This is a genomic window from Terrisporobacter glycolicus ATCC 14880 = DSM 1288, from assembly GCF_036812735.1.
Classification (GTDB): Bacteria; Bacillota; Clostridia; order Peptostreptococcales; family Peptostreptococcaceae; genus Terrisporobacter; species Terrisporobacter glycolicus.
In genome coordinates this window covers 2,210,974-2,235,931 of the sequence record NZ_CP117523.1, presented here as the reverse complement: position 1 = coordinate 2,235,931, position 24,958 = coordinate 2,210,974, and the positions used below count along the sequence as shown (strand labels likewise).

Below are 24,958 nucleotides of genomic sequence, written 5' to 3'. Positions count from 1 at the left end.
ATGAGCAATAATATAATGGAATTTTTAATCAAATAGTTCATTACATTTGTACTTTTCATATTTTTTTGATACAATTTATACAAATATGTATATATATGGGGGTTTCTGATGCATAAAAGTAAAGATGAAATAAAAAAAGAATTTAGTGATGTGAAGAATCTTTACAAAGATGGTTTTAAACAAGTAAAGGAAGAGCAAAAAAGAAAAACAGAAGAAAAGTTTAATAAAGAAAGAGAAGAATATGCAAAAACAAAAAAAGTGAATTATTGCAGTCCTACTTGTTGGGAAACAATGAGTCAAGAAAAGTTAAAGAAAATTAATAGTTTTTTAACATATTTTGGGATATTCTTTGTTGCTTTCGGTTTATTATTTTTATTTGGATCAGATGATAAGTTATTAAGTATTTTTATTGTATTAGTAGGTTTATATTTCTTATATTTTGATCCTAGACGATTTACGAATTCATATAAAAGTAATAAAAAACATTAATTATGATATTCTTTATCAAAAACATAAAATAAAATGGCTAGGTTGGGTACATTGATATGTATCATTCCTAGCCATGTTTTAATATCCACTAAAACAGATTTTTTCGTGAACACTTTATTTTTAATACTTATTTCGCATTATATAACAATTGCGAACTTTGATTACATTATACATAGTATTCATTTATTTTCAAATAGCAAAATAATTTTATTAATTAAAAGTTCAATGCCTTGTTTTAAGTTAGATCAATGAATTAATCTCTAATAGTAAATGTAGCCACAAGTGTATCTTTAAATTATAAAAATTCTATCTATCATATATTGTTTCTTAAGGAAACTTAACTTGAAACAAAAATGATTTTAATATATTATTTAGTAGACGATTATTTTAAGGGGGGAATATATGAGGCTAGAGGTAAGGAAGATAAGAAAAAGTTTTTCTGAAAATGAAGTACTGCATGGAATATCATTTTCAGTTGAAAGTGGAAAGGCACTTGGGTTGTTAGGAAGAAATGGAGCAGGAAAAACTACAACAATTCGTATATTAATGGATGTTTTTAAAGCTAACTCAGGTGAAATATTAATAGATGGAAAAAAATTTGAACCAAGAAACTATCAAATTGGATATTTACCAGAAGAAAGAGGTTTATATCCTAAGAAGAAAGTTACAGAGCAGATAGTTTATTTAGCTCAGTTAAGAGGAATGACAGCAAAAAATGCAAAAGAAAGTACAAAGATATGGCTTAAAAAGTTAGGCATAGAAGAATATGCAAATAGAACACTAGATAGTTTGTCAAAAGGGAATCAGCAAAAGGTACAATTAGGGCAAACTTTAGTTTGTGATCCAGAAATAGTTATACTTGATGAACCTTTTAGTGGGCTAGACCCAGTTAATGCGCAAATACTTAAAGATACTGTAAGAGAATTAATAAGCCAAAATAAACTAGTTATATTCTCTAGCCATCAAATGAGTTACGTTGAAGAATTTTGTGAAGATATAGTTATAATAAATAAGGGCGAGATTGTTTTAAGTGGAAATCTTAAAGACATAAAAAGAGAATTTGGTAATAATAGGTTAATATTAAGTGCAAATAACTTAAAAATAAATGATTTAAAATCTATATGCCAAGAGAAGTTTAATGATTTGGTAATTGTAAATGAAGTTAAAAAAGATTATTTAGTATTAGAGTTACATAATGATGCAACAAAAAATCAATTTTTAGAAAAAATATTAAAAGAAAATATAGATATAGAGAAGTTTTCTACATATGAACCAGATTTAACAGATATATTTGTAAAGAAAGTAGGTGAGGAATAATGAAACAATTTCTTACTGTACTAAAATTTGAGCTTAGTAATTATTTTAAAAAGAAATCTTTTATAATAAGCACTGCAATAATTGCTTTAGTGATGATAGTTGGATTATCTATACCTAACTTTATAGATATGTCATCAATATTGCCAACGGCAGGTGAAAATGAAACTAAGGTAGAAGAAGTTGCAGAAGAGGATAAAACTGATTTTGCAATATATGATGAAAATAATACTATACCTAATAAAGAAATATTAAATGCTTATTTTCCAAACTCAAATTGGAAAGTTGTAAAAAATCAAAGTGAATTAAATAAGTTAGTTGAAAATGAAGATGTAGAAGCAGGTTTCAATATAGACAGCTTAACTAAATATGACTATGTTGTTCAAAATACTAAATTTGATGATGAAAACAAAAGCATATTTGATGAAGTTTTGAAAAACATATATAGAGAAAAAGAAATTACTAGTAAAGGAATGGATTTCAAAAAGGTAGATAAAATTTATAACACTCAAATAGTTTCTAATGTTGAAATATTAGGAAAAGATAGTGCAAATAATTATTTCTACGCATATATATTAATTTTCATTATATATATGATGATTATAATGTATGGTCAATTAATTGCTATGGGAATAACTGCAGAAAAAAGTAATAGAGCAATAGAAGTCCTAGTTACTAGTACAAATACAAATAATTTAATCTTTGGTAAGGTTATTGCAGGTGCAATAGCAAGTATAGCACAAGTTGGAATAATAATGTCATCAACATTTATTGCATATAAGGCAAATAGTGAAGTATGGAATGGAATGTTAGATAATGTATTTAAAATTCCTTCAGAATTATTAGCTACATTTGCTATATTTGGAATATTAGGATACTTATTCTATTCATTTATATATGGTGCATTAGGAGCTTTAGTATCAAAGACAGAAGACATAGGAACAAGCGTTGGTCCTATTACAATGATATTTGTTATAGTATTTTTCATAAGTATATTTGGATTAACTAACGGAGATAGTATAGTATTAAAGGTTTGTTCATATATACCATTTGCATCTCCAATGACAATGATAGTAAGGGTTGCAACAGGAGCTGTTACATCAGCTGAATTCATAATATCTGCTCTAATATTAATAGTATCAACAGTACTAGTAGGAATGGGTGGAGCAAAGATATATAGAATGGCTACATTAATGTATGGAAATCCTATAAAATTGAGAAATGCTTTAAAATGGATTAAAAGTGAAAGAGATTAATACAACTTCAATTAAGAAAAATTAAATAATATTGAGGATAATATTAATTGAATTAAGATGCAAATTATGTTAAAATAAAAACATGGGAATGAAGTTCTCCCAAAGTTTACACTTAAACCGCATTTATGCTGATGACTTCTGTGATTATTTTGTCACGGAGTTTATCAGCTTTTTTTATGCAAAAAATAGGAGGTAGAGATGTTAACAAGTTTAGCAATTATTTTTTTACTTGGCTTATTAATGGGAAGTATATTTAATAAGTTAAAATTGCCCAGCTTAATGGGAATGATTTTTACAGGGATTTTAATAAGTCCTTATGCATTTAATTTATTGGATGATAAAATATTAAGTATTTCACCAGACCTTAGACAATTGGCTCTTGTAATTATTTTAACTAGAGCAGGACTATCACTAGATGTGAAAGATTTGAAAAAAGTAGGCCGCCCTGCTGTACTAATGTGTTTTGTGCCTGCATGTTTTGAAATTTTGGCAGTTGTTTTGATTGCACCCAAATTACTAGGAGTAACAGTATTAGAAGCGGCAATTATGGGAGCTGTGGTTGCAGCCGTATCTCCAGCTATTATTGTTCCTAGAATGATTAATCTGATAGAACAAAAAATAGGAAGAGAAAATAGTATTCCACAATTAATTATGGCTGGAGCATCAGTTGATGATATTTTTGTAATAGTATTATTTACTGCTTTTACAGATTTGGCAAAGGGTGGAGACATGTCTTTATCAAGTTTTGCACAAATACCAATTTCTATAGTAATGGGAATCTTAGTTGGTGTACTTATGGCAACTGTATTAATAAAAATATTTAAGAAAGTTCATTTTAGAGATTCTATAAAAGTAATAATAATACTTAGTGTTTCTTTCTTATTGATAGAATTACAAAATAGCTTGGAAAATGTAATTCCTATGTCAGGATTACTTGCAATTATGAGTATGGGAATATTAATTAAAGCAAAATATGAAGTGCTAGCAGTGAGATTATCAAATAAATACAACAAGTTATGGCTAGCTGCAGAAATAGTATTGTTTGTTTTAGTTGGAGCAACTGTAAATGTAAAATATGCAATTACAGCTGGAATACCAGTAGTAATAGTAATATTATTTGCCTTAATGATTAGAATGATTGGAGTTTTTGTTTGTCTAATAAAAACAAAGCTTTCTAAGAAGGAAAGATTATTCTGTATGATAGCTTATACACCAAAGGCTACAGTACAAGCAGCTATTGGAGGTATGCCATTAGCTATGGGTCTTACTTGTGGGAACATAGTTTTAACTGTGGCAGTTCTTGCCATAATTATAACTGCACCATTTGGGGCCATAGGAATAGACAGTACTTATAAAAAACTTCTTTGTAGTGATAATAAAGAAGTGACAGACGAAGTAGCTAATTAAGTTTATTAAATATAAAAGGATAGTTATTTATTATAAATAACTATCCTTTTATATTAGTATAACATTTCACCTTCTAAAATAGTTTTTGCTTCACCGCCAATTTTTATATCTATAATTTCATCACTGTCACTTTTTATTTCCACATAAACTTTGCCAGGTCTTTCAACAAAATGACCCTGCTCTCCTACTAAAGATGATTGATTTTCATTTATTAATTTATGATGAACAATATAAGATGATACACTACCATTGCCAGTACCGCATACTGGATCTTCTGATACACCACAATAAGGAGCTATAGATCTTACATGATATGTACAGTCGTCATTAAAAGTTTCCATAGTGAATAGAGAAATACCAACAAAATTATTTTCTTCACTTAAATTATATATTTTGTCCAAATTTGGAGTAATATTTTTTAATATTTCTAAGTCTTTCACACCAAATACAAGCCACCAAAGGCCAGTACTAACACTTTCCACTGGATAAGGCAATAAATCTTCACTATTAATATTTAATGACTGTGCAATTTCTTCTCTTAAATGATCTAAATTTATAAACTTTGGATTTACTTGAGTCATCATAAAGATTTTTTTATCATCCATATTTCTAATTTCCACTGGCAAAACTCCTGCTTTAGTTTCTTGATAAAATTTATCTTTACTTAAATCCAGCTTATTTTCTTTATATAAAGTATCAAAAGTTGCAATAGTAGCGTGACCGCATAAATCTACTTCAAATTTTGGAGTGAAAAACTGAACTTTAAAATCTGCTTTGTCTGAAGAAGAAACAAAGGCAGTTTCTGAAAGATTCATTTCTTTTGCAACTTTTTGTTTTATAAAATCATCAATACTATTGGCATCTGTCACAACACCAGCTGGATTACCGCCAAAAGGAATAGAAGTAAAAGCATCTACTTGCTTAATTTTAATTTTATTCATATTAAAACCCCCTAAAATATTATCTTAAAAAAATTGTAACATTGATAATTTTTGCAATCAATATTATAATTGTATGCAATACAATATTATAAAGGAGCGAGAAAATGCCTGTAAATTCCTTTGAAAACTACCCAATGAGCTGGAAACCAAATTTTAAAAATATAAAAGGACCTATTAGTAAAGGTTTGGCAAAACTTTTAGAAGAAGATATAGAAAAGGGTAAATTAATTCCTGGAACAAAGTTGCCACCTCAAAGAGAATTGGCAGACTTTTTAGATATAAATTTAAGTACAGTTACTAGAGCATTTAAACTATGTGAAGAAAAAGGTCTTATTTGTGCAACCATAGGAAAAGGAACTTTTGTATCTTCTGATGTTCATATAAAAAACACCATGATGGAAACCTTAGAAAGAGGAAGTTTAATAGAGCTCGGTGCCGCCCATCCTACATATGAGCAAAATGAGTATGTTGTTAAAACTATACAAGAAATAATGAATAGACCTGATGCATATAAGTTGTTTGAATACAAAGAAGTAAATGGTTCATATTGTCAAAAGAGATTGGTGTGCAAATTTTTAAAGAAAGAATATAAACTACCTTGCAATGAAGAGGATATACTTTTTACTGCTGGTGGTCAAAACGCCTTATGCGCCATATTACTATCGCTGTTTAATAGTGGAGATAAAATTGGTGTGGATCCATTAATATATGTAGGACTTAAAACTAGTGCAAATATGTGCAAAATTAAATTAATTCCCATTGGATCAGATGAGGAAGGAATGAGTCCTAAGTCTTTAAATATCATTTGTAAAAATGAAAAACTTACAGGTATATATTTAATTAATGATATTCACAATCCTACTACTAAAACAATGAGTGAAAAAAGAAGAGAAGAAATAGGAAAAATATCACAAAAACATAATTTACTGATTATAGAAGATGGAATTCATAGATTACTTTTAGACAATCTTCCAAAAACCTTATATGAAATAAGTGATAACACTATTCATATAGCAAGTATGTCAAAGATTATTTGCCCAGGCTTGAGAGTTGGTATGATAATTACACCACAAAGATATAAAAAAGAAATTCAGCTTGCTTTATATAATATAAATGTTATGGTATCAAATTTGCAAATTGAAGCTTTGTGCAGTATTATTAATAATCAAGTTTATAAATCAATAATAAATGAAAGAAAAGAAGTTATAAAAAATCGAATGAAAATAGCTGAAGATATTTTGAAAAAATCTAATTGTAATTACAATAAGGGTGGTAATTTAATATGGTTGAAGCTACCTAATAATTTTAATTCCAGTGATTTTGAAGTACTTTGCAAAGAAAAAGGAGTACAAGTATATTGTAGTGAAAGATTTGTGGTTGGTAATGAAGATAAATTGTCTTGTATAAGATTATGTATAACAGCGCCACATAGTGAAGAAGAACTAAAAAAAGGTTTAAATATAATAGTAAATTTAATAAATAGTTATATAAATAAAGATTGTAAACTTTCTAAGGATTAGATGATAAAGATTATATATAAGGTTGTTGAATGGAAATTTGTGTCACTATATGTTGATTTATATTACTCTGTGTTATATTATTTATAGTATATAATAAATTAAATATTAATATTAAACTTAAAAAGACAGGGTGGGATGTATCGTGAAAACGGTTTTAACAAAAAACAATCTAAGTGTTGTACTAAGAAGTCCAAAAGAAAGTGATGCTAAAGAAATAATAGAATTTTATAATATAGTAGGTGGAGAAACTACATACTTATCTTTTGGGGCAGGGGAATACAAAGTAAGTCTTGAGCAGCAAGAAAACGCAATCAAATCAGTAAATGAATCAGACAACAATACTATGATTCTTGCTATAATAGATGATAAAATAATTGCGATAGGGACTATATCTTCTAACCAAAAGAAAAAAGGTAAACATGTAGGTGAATTAGGTATAGTTATCAAAGAAGAATACTGTAACTTAGGACTTGGAAAAATAATGATGGATGAGTTAATAGATTGGTGTAAGTCAAACGGTATAACTACTAGAATAAGTTTATCTGTAAGAAAAGATAATCCAAGAGCTATACAACTATATAAAAATTGTGGATTTGAACAAGAAGGTATACAAAAAAATGAAACATATATAGATGGAGAATATTTTGACATCGTTCTTATGGGATTAATCTTATAATAAAGTGATTAAATTATAATATTAGATAAAAATAATTTCGAATATATACCTAGGTATGCTAGGGTGTATCTTTTTTGATACACCCTATTTTAAATTTATTAAATTAAGTATTACAATGTTATTAAGTAAAACCTATATCCAATAAGAAATACTACTAAAAGACTAAATGCTTTGCTAATGTTTTTTTCAGTTCTTGAACTAGTTTTTATTGGTAAAATTGAAAAATTAATTCCCACAGGATAAAAAAGCTCTACTCCTTCCTTTGTGATTAAATCTAAACAAATATGTGAAATTACTCCAGCCAAAATTCCGCTGAAAATACAAGTAAATACAATATTATCATTACTTGAAACTATAACTATTTCTCCAATAAATGCTATTAGACCTAGAAAAATTAAACTATGAGTGAAACTTCTATGTCTAAATCTTTTTCCGAAAATTTTATATATAATGGGAAACCTCTTACTAATATATGATCCTCTCATATCTATATCGCTAAGTAATGCTCCGAAATGTGTAAAATAAGCATATATAAATAAGAGAACTATACGATAAGATAAGTTATATCCCACAAGGAAGGTGTTATGTATGTAAGGAAGTAATAATAGTCCTACAATATAACCACCCTTTGAGTGAGTTTCTTTTGTCATAAATCCTCCAGTTGTCATAAATTTCTAATATATTTTATTATAAAGGAAATATATATAAATTTCAAAATATAATTTAACTGGCATGTATAAATATTAATGGCTAAGATATTTTTAATAAGAAGTTGTTTTAAGATAAAATTAGTGTCAAAATTTGTCATTACTTTATATATTAATTGTAGGAGGTGTTTATATGGCAAAAAAATATTTAATTGCCCTTGATGATGGTCATGGAATGGAAACAGCAGGCAAAAGAACGCCACCATTAAAAGAAGATTTATATGTTAATGGTAAACTAGTAAGAAAAAAAGGTGAAGTAATTAAAGAAAATGAATTTAATAGAGCTGTAGTAAAATATTTGGAGAAAGCACTAAAAAGATGTGGTTTCGATGTTCTTTTAGTTGCTCCAACTGATGTGGATACATCACTGCAAACAAGAGTTAGCCGTGCAAATACAGCTAATGCAGATGCCTATGTAAGCAAACATTATAATTCAATAGGTGAAAAGTGGCAAATTAAGGCTAAGGGCCTAGTAACAATAATTCATTACAGCTCACAAGCTAAAACAAAAGTACTAGCAAAAAATGTACAAGAAGAATTGTGGAAATTGCATAAAGACCATGATTGTATAAATTATGGAGTAAGAACTGATACAGATATTTCAGGTTTTAGTCTTTATGTTCTTAGAAATACAAAAATGCCTGCTATTTTAACTGAATCAGGATTTATGGATAATATGACAGAAGCCAAGTATATGTTAGACCCCAAATTCCAAGAGAAAGATGCAGAGGCAACTTGTAAAGGTATATGTAAAACTTTTGATGTGACTTATGTAAAACCAGATGAAGAATTTGTTTGTACAGAAAAAGATGTGGAAGTTCCTACAAATGTAAAATATGTAAAAGTTATTGTTAATGAGTTAAACGTTAGAAATTGTCCATCATGGGACGATGGAGCAGTAGCTGGAACTGTAAAAAAAGGTGAAGCTTTTACAGTAATGAAAAAAGTTAAAGTGGATAATTATTATATGTATAAGTTGAAATCAGGACTATATATAACTGCTAGCAGCACATATGTAAAAAGCATGACTTCTTTATAGAAAGTTTTCATAGAACAATCCTTCCTCATTATAAAGAGGAGGGATTTTTTTACATTTTATTGAAGTATTAAAGTATAATTATTATTGGTGGAAAATATAATAAAAGTTATGAACTGGAGGGATATAAATTGAAAAAAATTATATTTATTATTTTATGTGTTGTAATAAGTACAACAGGGTGTGGTAAGAAGTCAGATGTAAAGGAGGAAACTATACAGGAAAACAATATTAAAGCAGATACATCTCAAGTTGAAAAGGATACAAAAGATAAAAATGAAGAAGCTAAGATAAAAAGTATTGTTAAAACTTATGAAAATGTAGAGCCAAAAGAATGGGGAGAGCATTTAAATGGAGTAGTAAGTCATATAGATGATAAAAATAAAGAAATAGCATTAACACTAGATGCCTGTGGAGGAGAACATGGGAGCAAATATGATAAAGAATTGATAGATTTTTTAGTAAAAGAAAATATTCCTGCCACATTATTTATAAATTATAGATGGATAGAAGCTAACAAAGATATTTTTATGAATTTATCTAAAAATAATAATTTTGAAATTGAGAATCATGGATATAGTCATAAACCTTTATCAGTAAATAAGAAATCTGTTTATAATATAGAAGGAACATCAAATGTGGAAGATGTTATAAATGAGATAAAATTAAATAATGACGCAATATATAAATTGACAGGTAAAAAACCTAAATACTTTAGATCTGGTACGGCTTATTATGATGAAGTTGCCATAAAAATTGCAGATGAACTTGGATATAAAATAGCTGGGTTTAGTATAAATGGTGATGGTGGGGCAACTTTTTCAAAAGAAGAAGTGATAAATGAAGTTAGTAAAGCAAAGGCTGGAGACATTATAATTTCTCATTTTAATCAACCAAATGGAAATACATACGAAGGGCTAAAAGAAGCTCTTATAATATTGAGAGAAAAAGGATATAAATTTGTAAAATTAGGAGAATAAATAAAATATAAATTACCTACATTTTAATAATCTTAAAAGTTGTCAAATAAATAATTATTTACTTGCATTTAGCACATAATAAGAATGAAAAAATGTAGGAGGTATCATATGAAAAGTACTAGTGTAACTTGTAAAGCTACTAACTGTGTTCATAATAAAAGCTGTGATTGCATGGCAGGGGTAATTAACGTAAAAGGCATTACTGCCAAAACTGTTCAAGAAACAAATTGTAATACTTTTGTAGAAGAAGGTGCACATGTTCACGATAATTTATCCAGTCTTCATGATAATAAAAAAACTGTGCCAGAAACAATTAGATGCAGTGCAAGTAACTGTGTATATAATGAGAATGGAGACTGTAATGCAGAGGATGTTCAAATAATTGCAGCAAATGCAGCTTGCGGTACATTTGAATGTAGATCATAAAAATATAAAAAAGAACTCTGAATATATTTAGAGTTCTTTTTTTGTAGTATAAATTAAAAAAAGAGTCAATGAATTTTACTTGTATATAGGCGTTTATAAGTTATAAATATATCACACTAAGGGGGAATTTAAAAATGTTTAAGTTGTTAGGAACAAGTGATTATACAAAAAAATCCATGCTTATATTAGATTCATTCTATCTATTATTTATTTTAATTGTTTTTATAATCGATGTTTATATAAGTACTGATATTTCAACAATTTTATTACTTCTTGGGATAGTATCTTCTATGGTACTTTTCTTTTTCCATTCTAAATTTGAGGGTATAAATGATGAACTAACTGAAAGAAAGGGGATATACTACTAATTGTCTATTTTAAAAACAAATATAAAAGAATACAGAGAAAAATACCTTATTAAACAAAATGAATTGGCAAAGTTAGTATGTGTAAGGCGTGAGACTATAGTTCATTTGGAAAATGGTAGATATAATCCTTCTTTGAAACTAGCAATGGATATTGCAAAAGTATTTAATGCACATGTTGAAGATTTATTTGAATTTTTAGATGAAGAATAAGGAGCATTAAAAAAACTATTTTGAATTTTGCCATAGACAAATATATCCAAAATAGTTTTTTATTTTTATCTAAACTTTTCATAATGAATATTCATGATACTAATATTTGAGCAACTTAGAAAATATTAAGCTTAAATCAAAGTAGATCTAATATTGACTTATATATATCTTTATATATTAAATCTCTGTTGTTTTCATCTATTTCAAGTAAAAGTAAATCGTCTCTTTTTTTTATATCATTTATTAAAGAACAATTCTTTTTCTTTAATACACCTAAAACAGCTTTATCACTATCTAAAACTTTATTTAAGGAATCTATAAATTCATATGAATTGCTTTCAGCACATCCGATTTCATCAAGTATTATAAGATGACAATTTTTTAAATCATCATTAAGTTTTTCTGAGTATAAATTAAAATTTCCAGTAAAAATTTCAACATTATCACTGTTATTAATTACTCTATTTTCGATTATTTTATAAGAAGATAAGTCTCTAAGAGAGACTAAAAAAAATTCATATTTGGTAAGGTGATTTTCAATAATTATATTTCTGCAACACTTGTAACCACCAACTTTTATATTATTTTCATAATTCTCTTTCAATAAGTCTAAAACTTTTTTTATTACAGTACTTTTGCCAATTCTTATATCCCCTGTTATAAATATATTCTTCATATTAATTCTCCTTATTCTATTATGAAACTTAGCATATAAATTATATTAAGTGCTTAAATGCTCACAAGGAATATAGTATTTTTTGCAATAATCTTCTGCAATGGAATTTTTGTAACAGCGAATAGTAAGCCTAGGACAAAGATTAAAAGCTCTAGGATGAATATTAGTAACACTTTCTGGAATTACTATTTGATTTAAATTTTTACAATTAACAAAAGAATTTTCATCTATATACTCCATGCTTGTGGGAATTATTACGTATTTTATAAATTTATTATTGAAAAAAGCATGTGTATTTATATTTTGTACACCTTGAGGTATAAAATAAGTAGATGTTTGTTTTGAAGGTGGATAACATATGATTGTGTTCATGCTACTTGAGAAAAGTACTCCTAGCTTAGAGCAGTAATTACTATTTCCTTCTTCTACTTTTATATTTGTTAAGTGGCTACAATTAACAAAACATTTGTCTTCAACTAAAATAATATCTTCATTTACTAAAAATTCTTTTATATTTTTATCTTTAAAGGAGTCCTTGCTTAATATGGAAAAAGAATCTAAATCATCCTTATAATAAGAATCTGATGATTTTTTAGAAGTGGTTTTATTATGTTTTCCTTTATTATTATAAAAAATGTAAGAAATAAAAATTATAAGTAGAATAGCTACTGCAACCCCGATTTTAAAGATCATATTCATAACCCCCTTAAAAAATTAAAAAATATCTCTCAATCTATCATAAGCTAAATTTATTTTTTTGTATGTATCTTCTAATTCTTTTCTAACTTCTGCCGGCATTTCTTCTTTGTTGTATTTGTCAGGATGATAACTTTTAGTCAGATATGCATATTGTTTTTTTAAGTCTTCTTTTGTGCTATTTTTACTTAGACCAAGTATTTTATAACATTCATCCAAGTCATCTGTACTTTCATCATCTTTAATTTTTTTCTTTTTTTCTTTTAATACTTTATCGTAGATTTGGTCACAAGAATTAGCATCTAAGCTAAATACATTTATAAAATCACTTATTATTTCAGATTGAGAGTCGTTTAGTGCTTCATTGTCTATTAAGCATAAAGTTATAAGATGAGAAAGAATTTTAAAATCAAGATTTTTCTTATCTAGAAGTCTACCTATGGAGTTTTTTAGAGAGATAATTATTTCTTTGTTATAGTTGTGAAATCTTCCATAATCGTATTGGGCAAATAGCCAAATTTCCTCACTACTGTTCATGTCAAATGATTCAAAATAATCTAGTATATAATCTCTTTCTTTTTGGGATATTTTTTCGTCTGCCTTAGCACAGTAAATAAATAACCTCATTAAATAATCAGCTGTGGCATTTTCCACATTTTCTTCTAGATTTTCATCTATATAACCTTTTAATAATAAATCTTCCATAAGAGTCATAATAAAACCTCCTTAAATTTTAATATTTCTCAATTAATTAGAGTATATATAAAATAATTTTCAGTATCAATCATATATATTAAATAAGTTAATAAGTATGAAAATTTTATAAGGAGGAGTAGATGTTGAGTGAGGGTGAAGATGTAAAGAAAGAGTGTAATATGGATGATTTGATTCAAGTTATTATGAATATGAAAAGTGATTTAAGAATAATTAATAAAAATAGCAAAAAAAGCATAATGTCTATTGAGTCCTTAAAAGAAGATCTAAATAAGAATAATAAGGAAAATTTTAAACTAAAAAAAGAAATTGAAGAAAGAAAAAGTAATGAGATAAAAATTTATAAGAAAATGATTCTAATTTTAGACCAAATAGATAGTTTTGAAAAGATTATAGCAGATTTGGATAATGAGCAATTTTCCTATAGCTTGGATATAATGAAAAAAATTATTAGTAAAGAAATAAGTGAAATTAACTTAGTTGAAATTAAATCTATGGGAGAACTTTTTAATCCAGAATTACATAAATGCGTTGCAGTAGAAGAGGATATTTTGAAGGAGAGCAAGGAGATTATTGGAGTGATTGAAAAGGGATATATGCTTGGAGGCAAGGTCATAAGACCTGCTTCAGTAATTATAGCAAGGTAGGCTCATAGCGCCAACGATATATCTTTGCTACCGCTGCAGATATATCCGTTGCTTAAAAATCGCTACGCTCATTACGCCAACGATATGTATTTGCTAACGCTTCATACATATCCGTTGCTTAAAATGATATGATAAGGAGAAGATGAAATGGGAAAGATAATTGGAATTGACTTGGGGACAACTACTTCGGAAATAGCTTACATAGAAAATGATGAACCGAAAATTATTCCAGACTGTTTTGGAAATAGAATTGTTCCATCAGTTGTTGGAAAGAAAGAAGATAATACTGTTATTGTGGGACAGGTAGCTTATAATCAGCTAATACCATCTCCTGAGAGAACAGTGGCAGAAGTAAAAAGACTTATGGGATCAGACACTAAAATTAACATGGGAGAAAAGGAATATATGCCCCATGAAATATCTAGTTTGATTTTAAAAGAGCTAAAAAAATATGCAGAAGATTATTTGGGAGAAGAAGTGGAAGAGGCTGTTATAACTGTACCTGCTAATTTTAATAACTCTCAAAGAAAGGTAACAAAGCTTGCAGGTGAAATGGCAGGCCTTAAGGTGGAGAGAATTATAAATGAACCTACAGCAGCGGCCATGGCTTATGGTATTAATAATGCAGACAAAGAAGAAAAAATCCTTGTTTACGACCTTGGAGGGGGAACATTTGACGTATCCATTTTAGAAATGTTTGAAGGTATCTTAGATGTTAAATCAAGTAGAGGTAATGACAGACTTGGTGGAAAGGATTTTGATAATAGAATAGAAAAATACATAGAAAAAGAATTTGAAAGAATTTATAATCAAAATTTATATAAAAATTTAGATGTTCAAAATAAGTTAAGTATAAAATTAAGAGTAAAAGAAGCTGCCATAAATGCAAAAAAAGAATTATCAAATCAACTATCAACTACAATAAACATACCTTTTATTACCGTTATGGATAATAAACCTGTATCTATAAGTATTGAATTAAAAAGAGAGAAATTTAATGAATTAACAAAAGATTTAGTTGAAAGAACTACAGAAAAGATTGATGAGGCATTAAAAGCGGCCAACTTAAAAGCAAAAGATATTGACACTGTGTTACTAGTTGGTGGATCTAGCAGAATACCTGCTGTAAAAGAGTTGGTGGAAAGTAAGTTTAAGGGTAAAATTATATCAGGAATAAATCCAGACGAAGCTGTTGCCATGGGAGCTGCAATTCAAGCTGGTATAAAAAGTAATCAAATTACTAGCGAAGAAAATCTTATTATAACTGATAAATGTAGCCATAATCTGGGAACAAGTATAATAAAAATAGGGGATGGAAAAGTAATAAATGGAGCTTTTGATTGTATAATTCCAATAGACAGTAGCATTCCTTGTTCTAAAAAGAAATTATATTATACTGCAGTAGATAACCAGGAAGAAGTAAGGGTAGAAGTTTATGAAGGAAATGAAGAACTGGCAGAAGATAATATGAAAATAGGTGACTTTTTACTTAAGGGAGTTCCAAAGGCTAGAGCAGGGGAAGAGAGTATAGAAGTTCAATTTGATTATGATTTAAATGGAATACTAGAGGTGAAGGCTACTATAATGAGCACAGGTGGTTCAATTAATAAAATTATAGATAATTTCAAATTGATTAAATTGGCACAAGATGCATTGGTAGATGAAAATTTATATGAAAGATTTAAAGTAGATGAATGGCTAGATTATGATTTGGCATCAGGAGTAAAAAGTACCGTAGAGTTGGCAGAAAAGAAAATTAAAAGTGCTAAGATAGACAAAGATGATTTTAAATATAGAAAAATAGAAAAATTATTGGAAGAATTGAAACTAGCAGTAATTCATGACAATGAAGAATTGGTGGAAAAGTACGATGAAGAATTAACTGATATATTATTTGAAGAATAAATTGTTTAACCTAAATTTAATATAGATAATATTGACTAAGGTAAAAGCCGTTGCTACAATAGATATTAATATTTAAATTGTATATAAAAAATCAGGTAATAGATACTGTATTACTGGGCTTATAATAGGCAGTGGAACATAAATCCATGGGATAGTTTAAAAACTTTCCATGGATTTTTTTATTTAAATTGAGGAGGAAAAAATATGGAGACGAATTATAAAAAGGTTAAGCAAGTTTTATGGGTAATATTGATTGCAAATTTTGGAGTTGCTCTGCTAAAAATTGTAGTAGGAAGGGCCATAAAAAGTGCTAGTATGACCGCCGATGGTTTTCATTCAATATCAGATGGAACATCTAACATAGTTGGGCTTATAGGAATTAGTATAGCCTCAAAGCCAATAGACAAAGAACATCCATATGGACATAATAAGTTTGAAGTTATATCGGGGCTTTTTATTGGTGCCATGCTTTTATTTTTAGGTGGAAAAATAGTTATAGATGCTATTTATACATTTAAAAATCCAGTTGTTCCAGACATAACAACTGAAAGTTTAATCGCTTTAATTGTTACTTTAATAATTAATATATTTATATCTAATTATGAATATAGAGTAGGTAAAAAACTAAATAGCTATATACTTGTTTCGGACTCTCTTCACACTAAAAGTGATATCTTTGTAACTATAGGAGTATTAGTAACATTGATAGGTGTAAAATTAGGTTTGCCAGCCATAATTGACCCTATAGCATCTTTAATAGTTGCCTGCTTTATATTCCATGCATCATATGAAATATTTAAATCTACAATTGATGTTTTAGTAGACAAAGCAGTAGTTGATGAAGAGGAGATAAAAGAAATTCTTAAAGAATTTGAAGATATAAAAAGCTATCATGATATAAGAAGTAGGGGAAGTGAAAGCAACATTCATATTGATATGCATGTTATGGTTGAACCTGCTATAACAGTGGAGTATTCTCATAGACTAAGTCATAATATTGAAAATAGAATAAGAAAAAAAATTAATGAAAGTGCAGAAGTTATTGTTCATATAGAGCCTTATTATGAAGAAAAATAAGCATTATAGACTATAAATGAAATTATTTTCTATTTTTTGACAAAAAACATTACCATATATTATTATAGTATTAGCAGAATAATATATGTAAAAGAAGTGTTGTTAAAAAGGAGAGAAAAATGATTTCAGATTACTTAACTAAAAAATTCATAATAAATCATGAAAATACGGAAGATGAAAAAACTAGAAATGCCTATGTATATATGGGAAGTATAGTTGGAATTATATGCAACCTAGTATTATCCATTGTCAAAATAAGTGTAGGATTTATAAGTGGCAGTGTTTCTATTACAGCAGATGGTTTTAATAACTTATCAGATATGGCATCTTCTGTAATAACTATGGTAGGTATTAAGCTGGCAAATAGACCAGCAGATAAAGAACATCCCTTTGGTCACGGAAGGATGGAGTATTTATCAGCATTAGTAGTTGCCTTTATGGTTATGCTTGTAGGTGTTCAATTTATAAAAACATCTATAGATAGAATTATGAACCCAGTACCAATAACTTTTGAAATGATACCATTTATTTTATTACTTTTATCTTTAATAGTAAAATTTTGGCTTAGTAGATTTAATAAATATGTGGGAGAAAAAATAAATTCATCTGCATTAAAAGCAGCTTCAGTAGATGCTCTTGGAGATGTATTTACATCTAGTTGTGTGTTAATATCATTTTTAGCTGCAAAATTTACCACATTACCAATAGATGGCTATGTAGGTTTAGTTGTTTCAGTAGCCATATTATATGCAGGTTATTCTTTAGTTAAAGAGACAATAAGCCCACTTCTTGGTGAAGCACCAGATGAGGAATTGGTAAAAGGAATTAAGCAAGGAGTTTTATCTTATGATAATATAATTGGTGTTCATGATTTAATAATTCATAATTATGGTGTGGGAAAATGTATGGCATCAATTCATGCAGAAATACCTTCTAATATTGATTTAATAACAATACATGAGATTATAGATAGTGCAGAAAGAGAAATTTCGCAAAAGCTAAATATATACCTAGTTATTCATATGGATCCAATGTGTATTCATGATGATAAGATAAATGCAGTTAAAGGAAAAGTTCAAAATATACTTTTAAAATTTGATGCTGTAAAATCTATGCACGACTTTAGAATTACTGAAGGAGAAAATAAGATAAACCTAATATTTGATATTGAAGTAGATGCTCACAATATTAATACAAAGGATAAGGAAGAAGAACTTAGAAATGACTTAATAGAAGAAATTAAGAAAATGGATCCTTTATATAATTGCGTAATAACTATAGATAAATATTTTTAAAAAAATTACTGGGAAAACCCAGTAATTTTTTATTTGACTTTTATACTTTTAATTGTGCTGTAATCGCTGTAATAATCTTTTTTATTATCTGTTCTTACAGCCTTTACTTTGTAATAATATGTTTTTTTCTTACTTACTTTTTTATCTGTATATGTAGTCTTATTTGAATAACCTATATAGTCATATTTACCTTTTTTAGAAGTTGCTCTATATATTTTGTATTTAGTTGCTCTGTTAACTTTTTTCCAAGACATATTAACATTTGACTTAGATGATTTTAGAGTAACAGTAGGTTTATATAATTTTGTGACAACTCTAGCTTTGGAGTAAGGGCTATAATAATATTCATTGTTAACTTTTTTAATTGCTCTAATTTTATAGTTATAAATAGTTCCTGAAACTCTGTTTTTGTCAGTAAAACGAACAGAACTAGATTTTGAATTTTCTTTTACTGTGGCGATTTTATCATATTTTTTTTCTTTAAAGTTGTATCTATAAACTTCATAACCGTAAGATCCTCTTACAGGTTTACAAGAAAGAGTTACCTGTGAAGTAGTATAATTTTCTACCTTAAAACTACTAACTGCTTTAGGTACAATTTTAAACTTAATAATGTGTTCACCATAATAATTACCAAGGCCTGTTATTTTAATAGAAGCAGTTCCTATGGATTTATTGTTACTGTAATCTACTTTATAATCTACACCTTTTACAAGTTTATCATTTGATGAGTATAAGTCACCTAAACTAGGTTTTATATAGCTTCCTGTATAAACTTGAGAAGAAATAGATTTGTATTTTAATTTATTAATATTTTCTGAAACTTTTACTTTACATGTATCAACCATGTCATTGTCTAATTTGGCTGTGATAGTTGCTTGACCAGCACCAACAGCTTTTACATTTCCATTTGAATCAACAGTAGCTATATTTTTATTACTTGAAGTCCAAGTGATTTTTTTACTAGCATAATCTGAAGGTATTATAGTAGCTTTTAAATTAGTAGTATTTCCCTTGTCTAATTTAAGTGAAGTTTTATTTAAACTTATTATGTAGTCAGACACAGTTACACTACACTTAGCAGTCAAGTTATTACTTGTTTTAGCTGTAATAACTGCTTTTCCAGGAGAAATTCCAGTTACTGTTCCATTACTATCTACTTTTGCTATATTTTCATTACTTGAAGACCAGGTAATATTTTTATCTAAAACATGATCAGGATATAAAGTAGTACTTAATTTAAATGATGAATTATTAGTAGTTAAATTAATACTGCTTTTGTTTAAAGTTATCTTTTGATAGGCTAAAGCCTTGCTCATATTAGGAATACCATGTCCGTAATATTTATCCCAACCTTTTGGTCCGAAATCTTCTGAACTTGAGATTATTAATGACTCAACCTTTGCAGGAGTCATATTAGGGTTAGCAAGCTTTATTAACGCAGCGATAGCAGAAATATGAGGAGCTGATAAAGAAGTTCCATCTTCTTTAGTGTAACCACCTTTATAAGAACAAGTTAATATTTCATACCCTGGCGCTGCCACATCAACTGTATTTCCATAGTTGGAAAAAGAAGCTATTTCATCTGATTGAGTAGAAGCTGAAGTAACTATTACAGAATCCATATCTGCTGGGCATGAATAAGACACATTTTCACTATCATTTCCAGCTGAAGTTACTACAACGACATTCTTTTTAAGAGCATATTCTACTGCATCATGTAAAAAAGCATGATGAACTCCACCGAAACTTAAGTTTAATACATCAGCACCATTGTCTACGGCATATCTTATTCCTAGGGCTATATTAGATGTATTACCTTTACCATCACTATTAAAAGTTTTTACTGGTAAAATTTTAACGTTCAAATTTTGAGTACAGTCTACAAGCACACCGGCCATGGCAGTACCATGTCCGTTTAGGTCATTGGGAGTATTATCATTATCTAAAAAATCCCAACCATTGGATAAAACCCTATTCTTAAGAAAAGGATGACTTACAATTCCAGAGTCAACCACACCTACAGTGATTTCCTTTGACTTGTTAGGTAAAGAATTAGCATACTTGTCTATTTGAAGACGTTTAACGCCCCAAGAATTAAATGAGCTTTTTGATAAAGTAGATTCATTAATGTTCTTTGAGCTTTTTGTACTTTCCACTTCTAATTCTATATCAGGCTCAACGTATTTTACATTTACGTTTGAATTAAGTTTTTCAAAAGCGTCTTTTGTTGACTTTTCACTATCAAACTGTAAAAAATATAAATTATCAGGGCCTGATATAATGTCTTTTGCACCCAAATCAGCTAGATTTAAATTATCAATTTTTGATTTTACTATTAAACGTTTGCTGGAATACTTTGAGTTTGAAGATGGTTTTACTTGATTTTCCTCTATAAGAGTTGATAATTCACTGGAAAGGTCGTCGTAGTTATCTACTTTTTCAACTTTCGGTGAATCAGCATCTGCTATAGCTGTTGTATTTTTCAGAAAAATAAAAGTAAAAGTAAGTATTGAGAAAGTAATTACTATTTTTCTTAACTTATTCATTTGTTCCCCCTTATTTTAAATTTTAAATATATTATACAATAAAATATGTGGAAATAAATAGAATTTTGTCAATAAAAAAGAAGTTTACCACATTATTAATAATAGTAAACTCCTTTTCATATTTATAAAGATAATTTAAAAACTATCTTTTTATATCTATAACGTTTTGAACTAAAGCTTTACATCTTCCACAACCAGATCCTGCTTTAGTAGATTCTGCAACTTTTTCAACTGTATCACAACCGTTGTTTACTGCATTTACAACATCTTCTAATGACACATTGTGACATCCACATACTGAAGCTAATATTTCTTCTATAGCACCAGCACATCTACCACATCCAGTAGCAGCTCCTGTTTTTTCTTTGATTTCTTCTAAAGTTCTTGCACCATCTATCATTGCCATTCTTATATCTATATAAGAAACATTTTTACAATGACATATTATTTTGTTTCCAGCCATAATTATTTCTCCTTAATATTGTGAATTTATAAATTCAATATATAAATACTGAATTATTATCTCTTACTATATACCAAATACTATTAGGAGCTAAACAATTTTTTATAAATACAAGTTAAATTTAAAATTATTATGGAACTAAAGCAAAGTCATTTTGACCTTTATAATTCCTACTGCTACAATTAAATTAATTATTACAAAAAAAGTCATTTAACAAGGAACTATATTAAAGAAAGGATGATTATATTATGGAAGAAAGCTTTCATAAATCGGGATGTTTGATTTGTGGAGAATCAATTATTATTCTAGAAAAAGAAGCTACACATACCTGTTTAATTTGTAATAAACATTTTATCTCATCAACTATTTGTATCCAAGGCCATTATGTTTGTGATGATTGCCACACTAATACTAATGAATTTGTTGAATTATTACTTAATTCCAAAGAGACAAATCCAACTATACTGTTTTCTCAAATAGAAAATTTAAAATCTGTAAATATGCATGGACCAGAACATCATAGTATTATTCCATGTGTTTTATTGACTGCATTTAAAAACAGTGGAGGCAAGATTGATTTATTATCAGCTATTGAAACTGCTTTGCAAAGAGGTAAACAAGCGCCTGGTGGTACTTGTGGCTTTTGGGGGACTTGTGGTGCAGCCATTGGCGCTGGAATTTATGGTAGCATAGTTACTGAATCTTCTCCTCTTAATAGTATGTCATGGTACAAGCCACAGAAACTAGTATCAAGAACCATAAATAAAATAGCACAAGAAAATGCAGTTAGGTGCTGTAAAAGAACTTCTCGTTATGCAATTTTAGAGGCAATTGAATGGACTAAAGAATACATGGGTATAGAACTTGAAAAAAGTGATTTCTTATGCACCTTATCTTACTACAATAAGGAGTGTATTCATGAAAACTGTCCATTTTATAATGAACAAGGAGATTAATTATGAGTAGATATTTAATCTACATATATTGCGGAAAAATACGGTCCCAATAAAGCTTTTTCAAATTTTATTATAGGGCTAGAACCTATAGAAACTTTAAGAGAGGGAGCTAATTATCTTGCCGAAAGAGGAATTATACCATCAGCTTCCATATGGATGCCCTTTGGTAAACACGTTAATGGATCTATGAAAACTCCTAATATTGAATATTTTAGAGCTGTTAAGGAAATGCTTGGTGAGATTCATGTCAAATATAACCTTAATCCTGCATGTAGTTGCGGATTGAATGTTTGCATAGAAAGAGATATAAAAAAATAGGCTGAAGAAAAATAAGTTTTTACTTACTAATATTTTAAAAGTTAAAAGTGGAGATGTGAAATATCTGTTTTTATTTTTATAATTAAATAAAACTGAATATTCCGAATATAGATATTGATATTTACAATAATTCATTTTCTGATATAATTACATTAATAAAAAACTCGGATATATGTGGAATGCCGGGAATAATATCATAATAAAGGGAAAATGAATGGAAAGATGTCATAATGAAATGAATTTTGTTTATCTAAACTTGCAATTGATTAAATGGTGAATATTATGACTATGAAAATTCTAATCAAAAATGGAGGCAGAAATGGAGACTACAAAGAAAAAATTCAACTTAACAACGAAAATTTTTATAGCATTAATATTAGGTGCAGTATTTGGTATAATTCTACATTACTTTGTACCCGCAAGTACTTTTAGAGACAATATATTAATAGATGGAGTATTTTATATAATAGGAAACGGATTTTTAAGATTAATGCAAATGCTTGTTGTTCCTTTGGTATTTTGCTCTTTAGTATGTGGAGCATCAGCTATTGGTGATACAAAAACCTTGGGAAAAGTAGGAATTAAAACTATGGGATTTTACTTAATAACGACGGCCCTTGCTATAACAGTTGCTTTATCTGTGGCAAAAGTAATTAACCCAGGAATAGGCCTTGATATATCAGCTATAGAACAAACCAAAACTACTATAGCAGAAACTGCAAGTTTTGCTGATACTTTATTAGATATAATACCTAAAAACCCTATACAAGGTTTAGCAGAAGGAAACATGCTTCAAATAATTTTATTTGCCATATTAATTGGTATAATACTTGCAAAATTAGGTAAGAAAGCAGATGTGGTATCTAAGTTTTTTGCACAATTTAATGATGTAATGATGGAAATGACAATGATAGTTATGAAGGTTGCTCCAATAGGTGTTTTTTGCTTAATATCTAAAACATTTGCAAACATAGGATTTGATGCTTTTGTACCAATGTTAAAGTATATGTTTAGTGTATTCTTTGCTCTAGGTTTACAATGTTTTGTTGTTTATATGTCAATGTTTAAAGGATTTACAGGATTAAATCCGATTAAATTTATAAAGAAATTTGCACCAGTTATGGGATTTGCATTTTCTACAGCAACATCAAATGCTACAATACCAATGTCAATTGATACTTTAGAGAAAAAAGTTGGAGTGAATAAGAAGATATCTTCATTTACTATACCGCTAGGAGCTACTATAAACATGGATGGTACATCAATCATGCAAGGTGTGGCAGTTGTATTCGTAGCTCAGGCATTCCATGTGGATTTAACATTTGTTGACTATTTAACTGTTATTGCAACGGCTACATTGGCATCAATAGGTACAGCAGGAGTTCCAGGGGTTGGTTTAATCACCCTTTCTATGGTGTTTAACTCTGTAGGACTTCCAGTGGAAGGTATAGCATTAATTATGGGTATAGACAGAATACTTGATATGACTAGAACGGCTGTAAATATAACAGGAGATGCTGTTTGTACTGCTATAGTTGCTCATCAAAATGGAGACTTAGATAAAGCAGTATTTGAAAGTTATGAAGAAGAAGATCAAGCAGCACTTGCTTAGATATAAAATAGAATGTGGAAATACAATTACTAAAGGGTGTATCAATTTTTTGATACACCCTTATATATATAAAACTACAATTTATTTATTTAGAAAGTAGCCCTAAACAAAATGAGCTATTGACTCTCACTACCCTAAGGCCTATTGATAGTATATATGGTTGGATTTTACATTCAATAAATATCCACTGTTAATAAATAAATTGTAGCTTATTAAATATTATGTACCTATATTGTGATATATACTCCAAATAAAAAATCATAATGGACTTGGAATTTATAATTATGCAAATGAAATAGTTAAATATTGATAAGTAAATATTATTTTTATAGTATTATATATTATAGAGACACTTGAAATTCATATGGTGAAGAAATATGTGATAATGAAAGGAATATGATAATGAAGACGTATATAAAAATTATTGGTTACTTGGGGATGTTCATTTTTATAGTGCTAAATATAGTTAGTCGTTTAACTGATATAAGTGACGTGGTTTATGTTATTGTAATGATTATGTCATTAATAATGTTTATACCCCTTTGCATACAAGAAGTGTTGTCTTTGAAGAATAGATAGAACATTTTGTATAACAGTATTAGAGTGAATTTTAGACATAAATAAAGGAGGAGATATGATGTATCATATATACCCAGATAAATCATATAGAAAAAAGATACGAGGGAAAAGTCGTAAATTTAAGGTTATGGAAAAGAATTA

General features: G+C 28.2%; 25 protein-coding genes and 1 riboswitch. Of the genes, 18 read left to right on the top strand and 7 right to left on the bottom strand.

Annotated elements, in window-relative coordinates; all coding sequences use genetic code 11:
- The first annotated feature begins 108 nt into the window (after nt 1–108).
- From TEGL_RS11090 to TEGL_RS11075, 4 genes are all read left to right on the top strand, one after another.
- Entirely contained in the window at nt 109–489 is a 381-nt protein-coding gene (locus tag TEGL_RS11090; protein WP_018590675.1) for a hypothetical protein, read from the top strand.
- A 402-nt stretch (nt 490–891) separates the two neighbouring features.
- Nucleotides 892–1,806: an ABC transporter ATP-binding protein gene (locus tag TEGL_RS11085; protein WP_018590676.1), complete on the top strand. Its 915-nt coding sequence runs from the start codon at nt 892–894 to the stop codon at nt 1,804–1,806.
- Nucleotides 1,806–3,059: an ABC transporter permease gene (locus TEGL_RS11080; RefSeq protein WP_018590677.1), complete on the top strand. Its 1,254-nt coding sequence runs from the start codon at nt 1,806–1,808 to the stop codon at nt 3,057–3,059. Before TEGL_RS11085 ends, TEGL_RS11080 begins: the two co-directional genes overlap by 1 nt.
- Before the next feature lie 75 nt (nt 3,060–3,134).
- A riboswitch (Fluoride riboswitch) is annotated at nt 3,135–3,207 on the top strand.
- 50 nt (nt 3,208–3,257) lie between these two features.
- On the top strand, nt 3,258–4,466 hold the full coding sequence (locus TEGL_RS11075; RefSeq protein ID WP_018590678.1) for a cation:proton antiporter: 1,209 nt from the start codon (nt 3,258–3,260) through the stop codon (nt 4,464–4,466).
- A gap of 53 nt (nt 4,467–4,519) precedes the next feature.
- Here TEGL_RS11075 and TEGL_RS11070 read toward each other — a convergent pair whose 3' ends face one another.
- Nucleotides 4,520–5,407: a PhzF family phenazine biosynthesis protein gene (locus TEGL_RS11070; RefSeq protein WP_018590679.1), complete on the bottom strand. Its 888-nt coding sequence runs from the start codon at nt 5,405–5,407 to the stop codon at nt 4,520–4,522.
- Between the two features lie 134 nt (nt 5,408–5,541).
- Between TEGL_RS11070 and TEGL_RS11065 the strand changes: the two genes are divergently transcribed.
- Both TEGL_RS11065 and TEGL_RS11060 read left to right on the top strand, forming a co-directional pair.
- A complete protein-coding gene (locus TEGL_RS11065; protein ID WP_242827311.1) occupies nt 5,542–6,927 on the top strand; it encodes a PLP-dependent aminotransferase family protein in 1,386 nt (461 codons plus the stop codon).
- Between the two features lie 142 nt (nt 6,928–7,069).
- The gene (locus TEGL_RS11060; protein ID WP_018590681.1) at nt 7,070–7,603 is read left to right on the top strand and encodes a GNAT family N-acetyltransferase; all 534 of its coding nucleotides are present in this window, start codon (nt 7,070–7,072) and stop codon (nt 7,601–7,603) included.
- Nucleotides 7,604–7,713: 110 nt separating this feature from the next.
- Here TEGL_RS11060 and TEGL_RS11055 read toward each other — a convergent pair whose 3' ends face one another.
- The gene (locus TEGL_RS11055; RefSeq protein ID WP_018590682.1) at nt 7,714–8,253 is read right to left on the bottom strand and encodes a metal-dependent hydrolase; all 540 of its coding nucleotides are present in this window, start codon (nt 8,251–8,253) and stop codon (nt 7,714–7,716) included.
- A 190-nt stretch (nt 8,254–8,443) separates the two neighbouring features.
- On the opposite strand from TEGL_RS11055, the gene TEGL_RS11050 reads away from it, so the two are divergent.
- The 5 genes from TEGL_RS11050 (at nt 8,444) to TEGL_RS11030 (ending at nt 11,330) form a co-directional block, all read left to right on the top strand.
- Nucleotides 8,444–9,349 (top strand): N-acetylmuramoyl-L-alanine amidase, encoded by a 906-nt coding sequence (locus tag TEGL_RS11050; RefSeq protein ID WP_018590683.1) that lies wholly within the window; start codon nt 8,444–8,446, stop codon nt 9,347–9,349.
- Between the two features lie 128 nt (nt 9,350–9,477).
- Nucleotides 9,478–10,326 carry a polysaccharide deacetylase family protein gene (locus TEGL_RS11045; protein ID WP_018590684.1) on the top strand — a complete coding sequence of 283 codons (849 nt, stop codon included), beginning with the start codon at nt 9,478–9,480 and terminating at the stop codon, nt 10,324–10,326.
- Nucleotides 10,327–10,434: 108 nt separating this feature from the next.
- Nucleotides 10,435–10,752, top strand: coding sequence for a DUF1540 domain-containing protein (locus TEGL_RS11040; RefSeq protein ID WP_018590685.1), 318 nt, complete (start codon nt 10,435–10,437; stop codon nt 10,750–10,752).
- Nucleotides 10,753–10,886: 134 nt separating this feature from the next.
- Entirely contained in the window at nt 10,887–11,120 is a 234-nt protein-coding gene (locus TEGL_RS11035) for a hypothetical protein (RefSeq protein WP_018590686.1), read from the top strand.
- Complete coding sequence (locus TEGL_RS11030) at nt 11,121–11,330, top strand: helix-turn-helix transcriptional regulator (protein WP_018590687.1); 210 nt, start codon at nt 11,121–11,123, stop codon at nt 11,328–11,330.
- 136 nt (nt 11,331–11,466) lie between these two features.
- On the opposite strand, the gene TEGL_RS11025 is transcribed toward TEGL_RS11030, so the two are convergent.
- From TEGL_RS11025 to TEGL_RS11015, 3 genes are read right to left on the bottom strand one after another with little or no spacing between them, the layout of a single operon-like run.
- Nucleotides 11,467–12,006 carry a nucleoside-triphosphatase gene (locus tag TEGL_RS11025; RefSeq protein WP_018590688.1) on the bottom strand — a complete coding sequence of 180 codons (540 nt, stop codon included), beginning with the start codon at nt 12,004–12,006 and terminating at the stop codon, nt 11,467–11,469.
- Nucleotides 12,007–12,051: 45 nt separating this feature from the next.
- Nucleotides 12,052–12,699, bottom strand: coding sequence for a leucine-rich repeat protein (locus TEGL_RS11020; protein WP_018590689.1), 648 nt, complete (start codon nt 12,697–12,699; stop codon nt 12,052–12,054).
- A 21-nt stretch (nt 12,700–12,720) separates the two neighbouring features.
- Complete coding sequence (locus tag TEGL_RS11015; protein ID WP_018590690.1) at nt 12,721–13,416, bottom strand: J domain-containing protein; 696 nt, start codon at nt 13,414–13,416, stop codon at nt 12,721–12,723.
- A gap of 122 nt (nt 13,417–13,538) precedes the next feature.
- Between TEGL_RS11015 and TEGL_RS11010 the strand changes: the two genes are divergently transcribed.
- From TEGL_RS11010 to TEGL_RS10995, 4 genes are all read left to right on the top strand, one after another.
- Complete coding sequence (locus TEGL_RS11010; RefSeq protein WP_018590691.1) at nt 13,539–14,063, top strand: nucleotide exchange factor GrpE; 525 nt, start codon at nt 13,539–13,541, stop codon at nt 14,061–14,063.
- Nucleotides 14,064–14,210: 147 nt separating this feature from the next.
- Nucleotides 14,211–15,968: an Hsp70 family protein gene (locus TEGL_RS11005; protein WP_018590692.1), complete on the top strand. Its 1,758-nt coding sequence runs from the start codon at nt 14,211–14,213 to the stop codon at nt 15,966–15,968.
- Nucleotides 15,969–16,172: 204 nt separating this feature from the next.
- On the top strand, nt 16,173–17,045 hold the full coding sequence (locus TEGL_RS11000) for a cation diffusion facilitator family transporter (RefSeq protein ID WP_018590693.1): 873 nt from the start codon (nt 16,173–16,175) through the stop codon (nt 17,043–17,045).
- Between the two features lie 119 nt (nt 17,046–17,164).
- A complete protein-coding gene (locus TEGL_RS10995) occupies nt 17,165–18,340 on the top strand; it encodes a cation diffusion facilitator family transporter (RefSeq protein WP_018590694.1) in 1,176 nt (391 codons plus the stop codon).
- A gap of 29 nt (nt 18,341–18,369) precedes the next feature.
- Here TEGL_RS10995 and TEGL_RS10990 read toward each other — a convergent pair whose 3' ends face one another.
- Together TEGL_RS10990 and TEGL_RS10985 are read right to left on the bottom strand one after the other, a co-directional pair.
- Complete coding sequence (locus tag TEGL_RS10990) at nt 18,370–20,889, bottom strand: S8 family serine peptidase (protein ID WP_018590695.1); 2,520 nt, start codon at nt 20,887–20,889, stop codon at nt 18,370–18,372.
- Nucleotides 20,890–21,031: 142 nt separating this feature from the next.
- Nucleotides 21,032–21,352: a (2Fe-2S)-binding protein gene (locus TEGL_RS10985; protein WP_018590696.1), complete on the bottom strand. Its 321-nt coding sequence runs from the start codon at nt 21,350–21,352 to the stop codon at nt 21,032–21,034.
- Nucleotides 21,353–21,600: 248 nt separating this feature from the next.
- Here TEGL_RS10985 and TEGL_RS10980 point away from each other — a divergent pair, with 248 nt between their 5' ends.
- The 3 genes from TEGL_RS10980 (at nt 21,601) to TEGL_RS10970 (ending at nt 24,238) form a co-directional block, all read left to right on the top strand.
- Nucleotides 21,601–22,308 carry a DUF5714 domain-containing protein gene (locus TEGL_RS10980; protein ID WP_018590697.1) on the top strand — a complete coding sequence of 236 codons (708 nt, stop codon included), beginning with the start codon at nt 21,601–21,603 and terminating at the stop codon, nt 22,306–22,308.
- 156 nt (nt 22,309–22,464) lie between these two features.
- A complete protein-coding gene (locus TEGL_RS10975; protein ID WP_018590698.1) occupies nt 22,465–22,626 on the top strand; it encodes a hypothetical protein in 162 nt (53 codons plus the stop codon).
- A 319-nt stretch (nt 22,627–22,945) separates the two neighbouring features.
- Complete coding sequence (locus tag TEGL_RS10970; protein WP_018590699.1) at nt 22,946–24,238, top strand: dicarboxylate/amino acid:cation symporter; 1,293 nt, start codon at nt 22,946–22,948, stop codon at nt 24,236–24,238.
- Nucleotides 24,239–24,958: the final 720 nt, after the last annotated feature.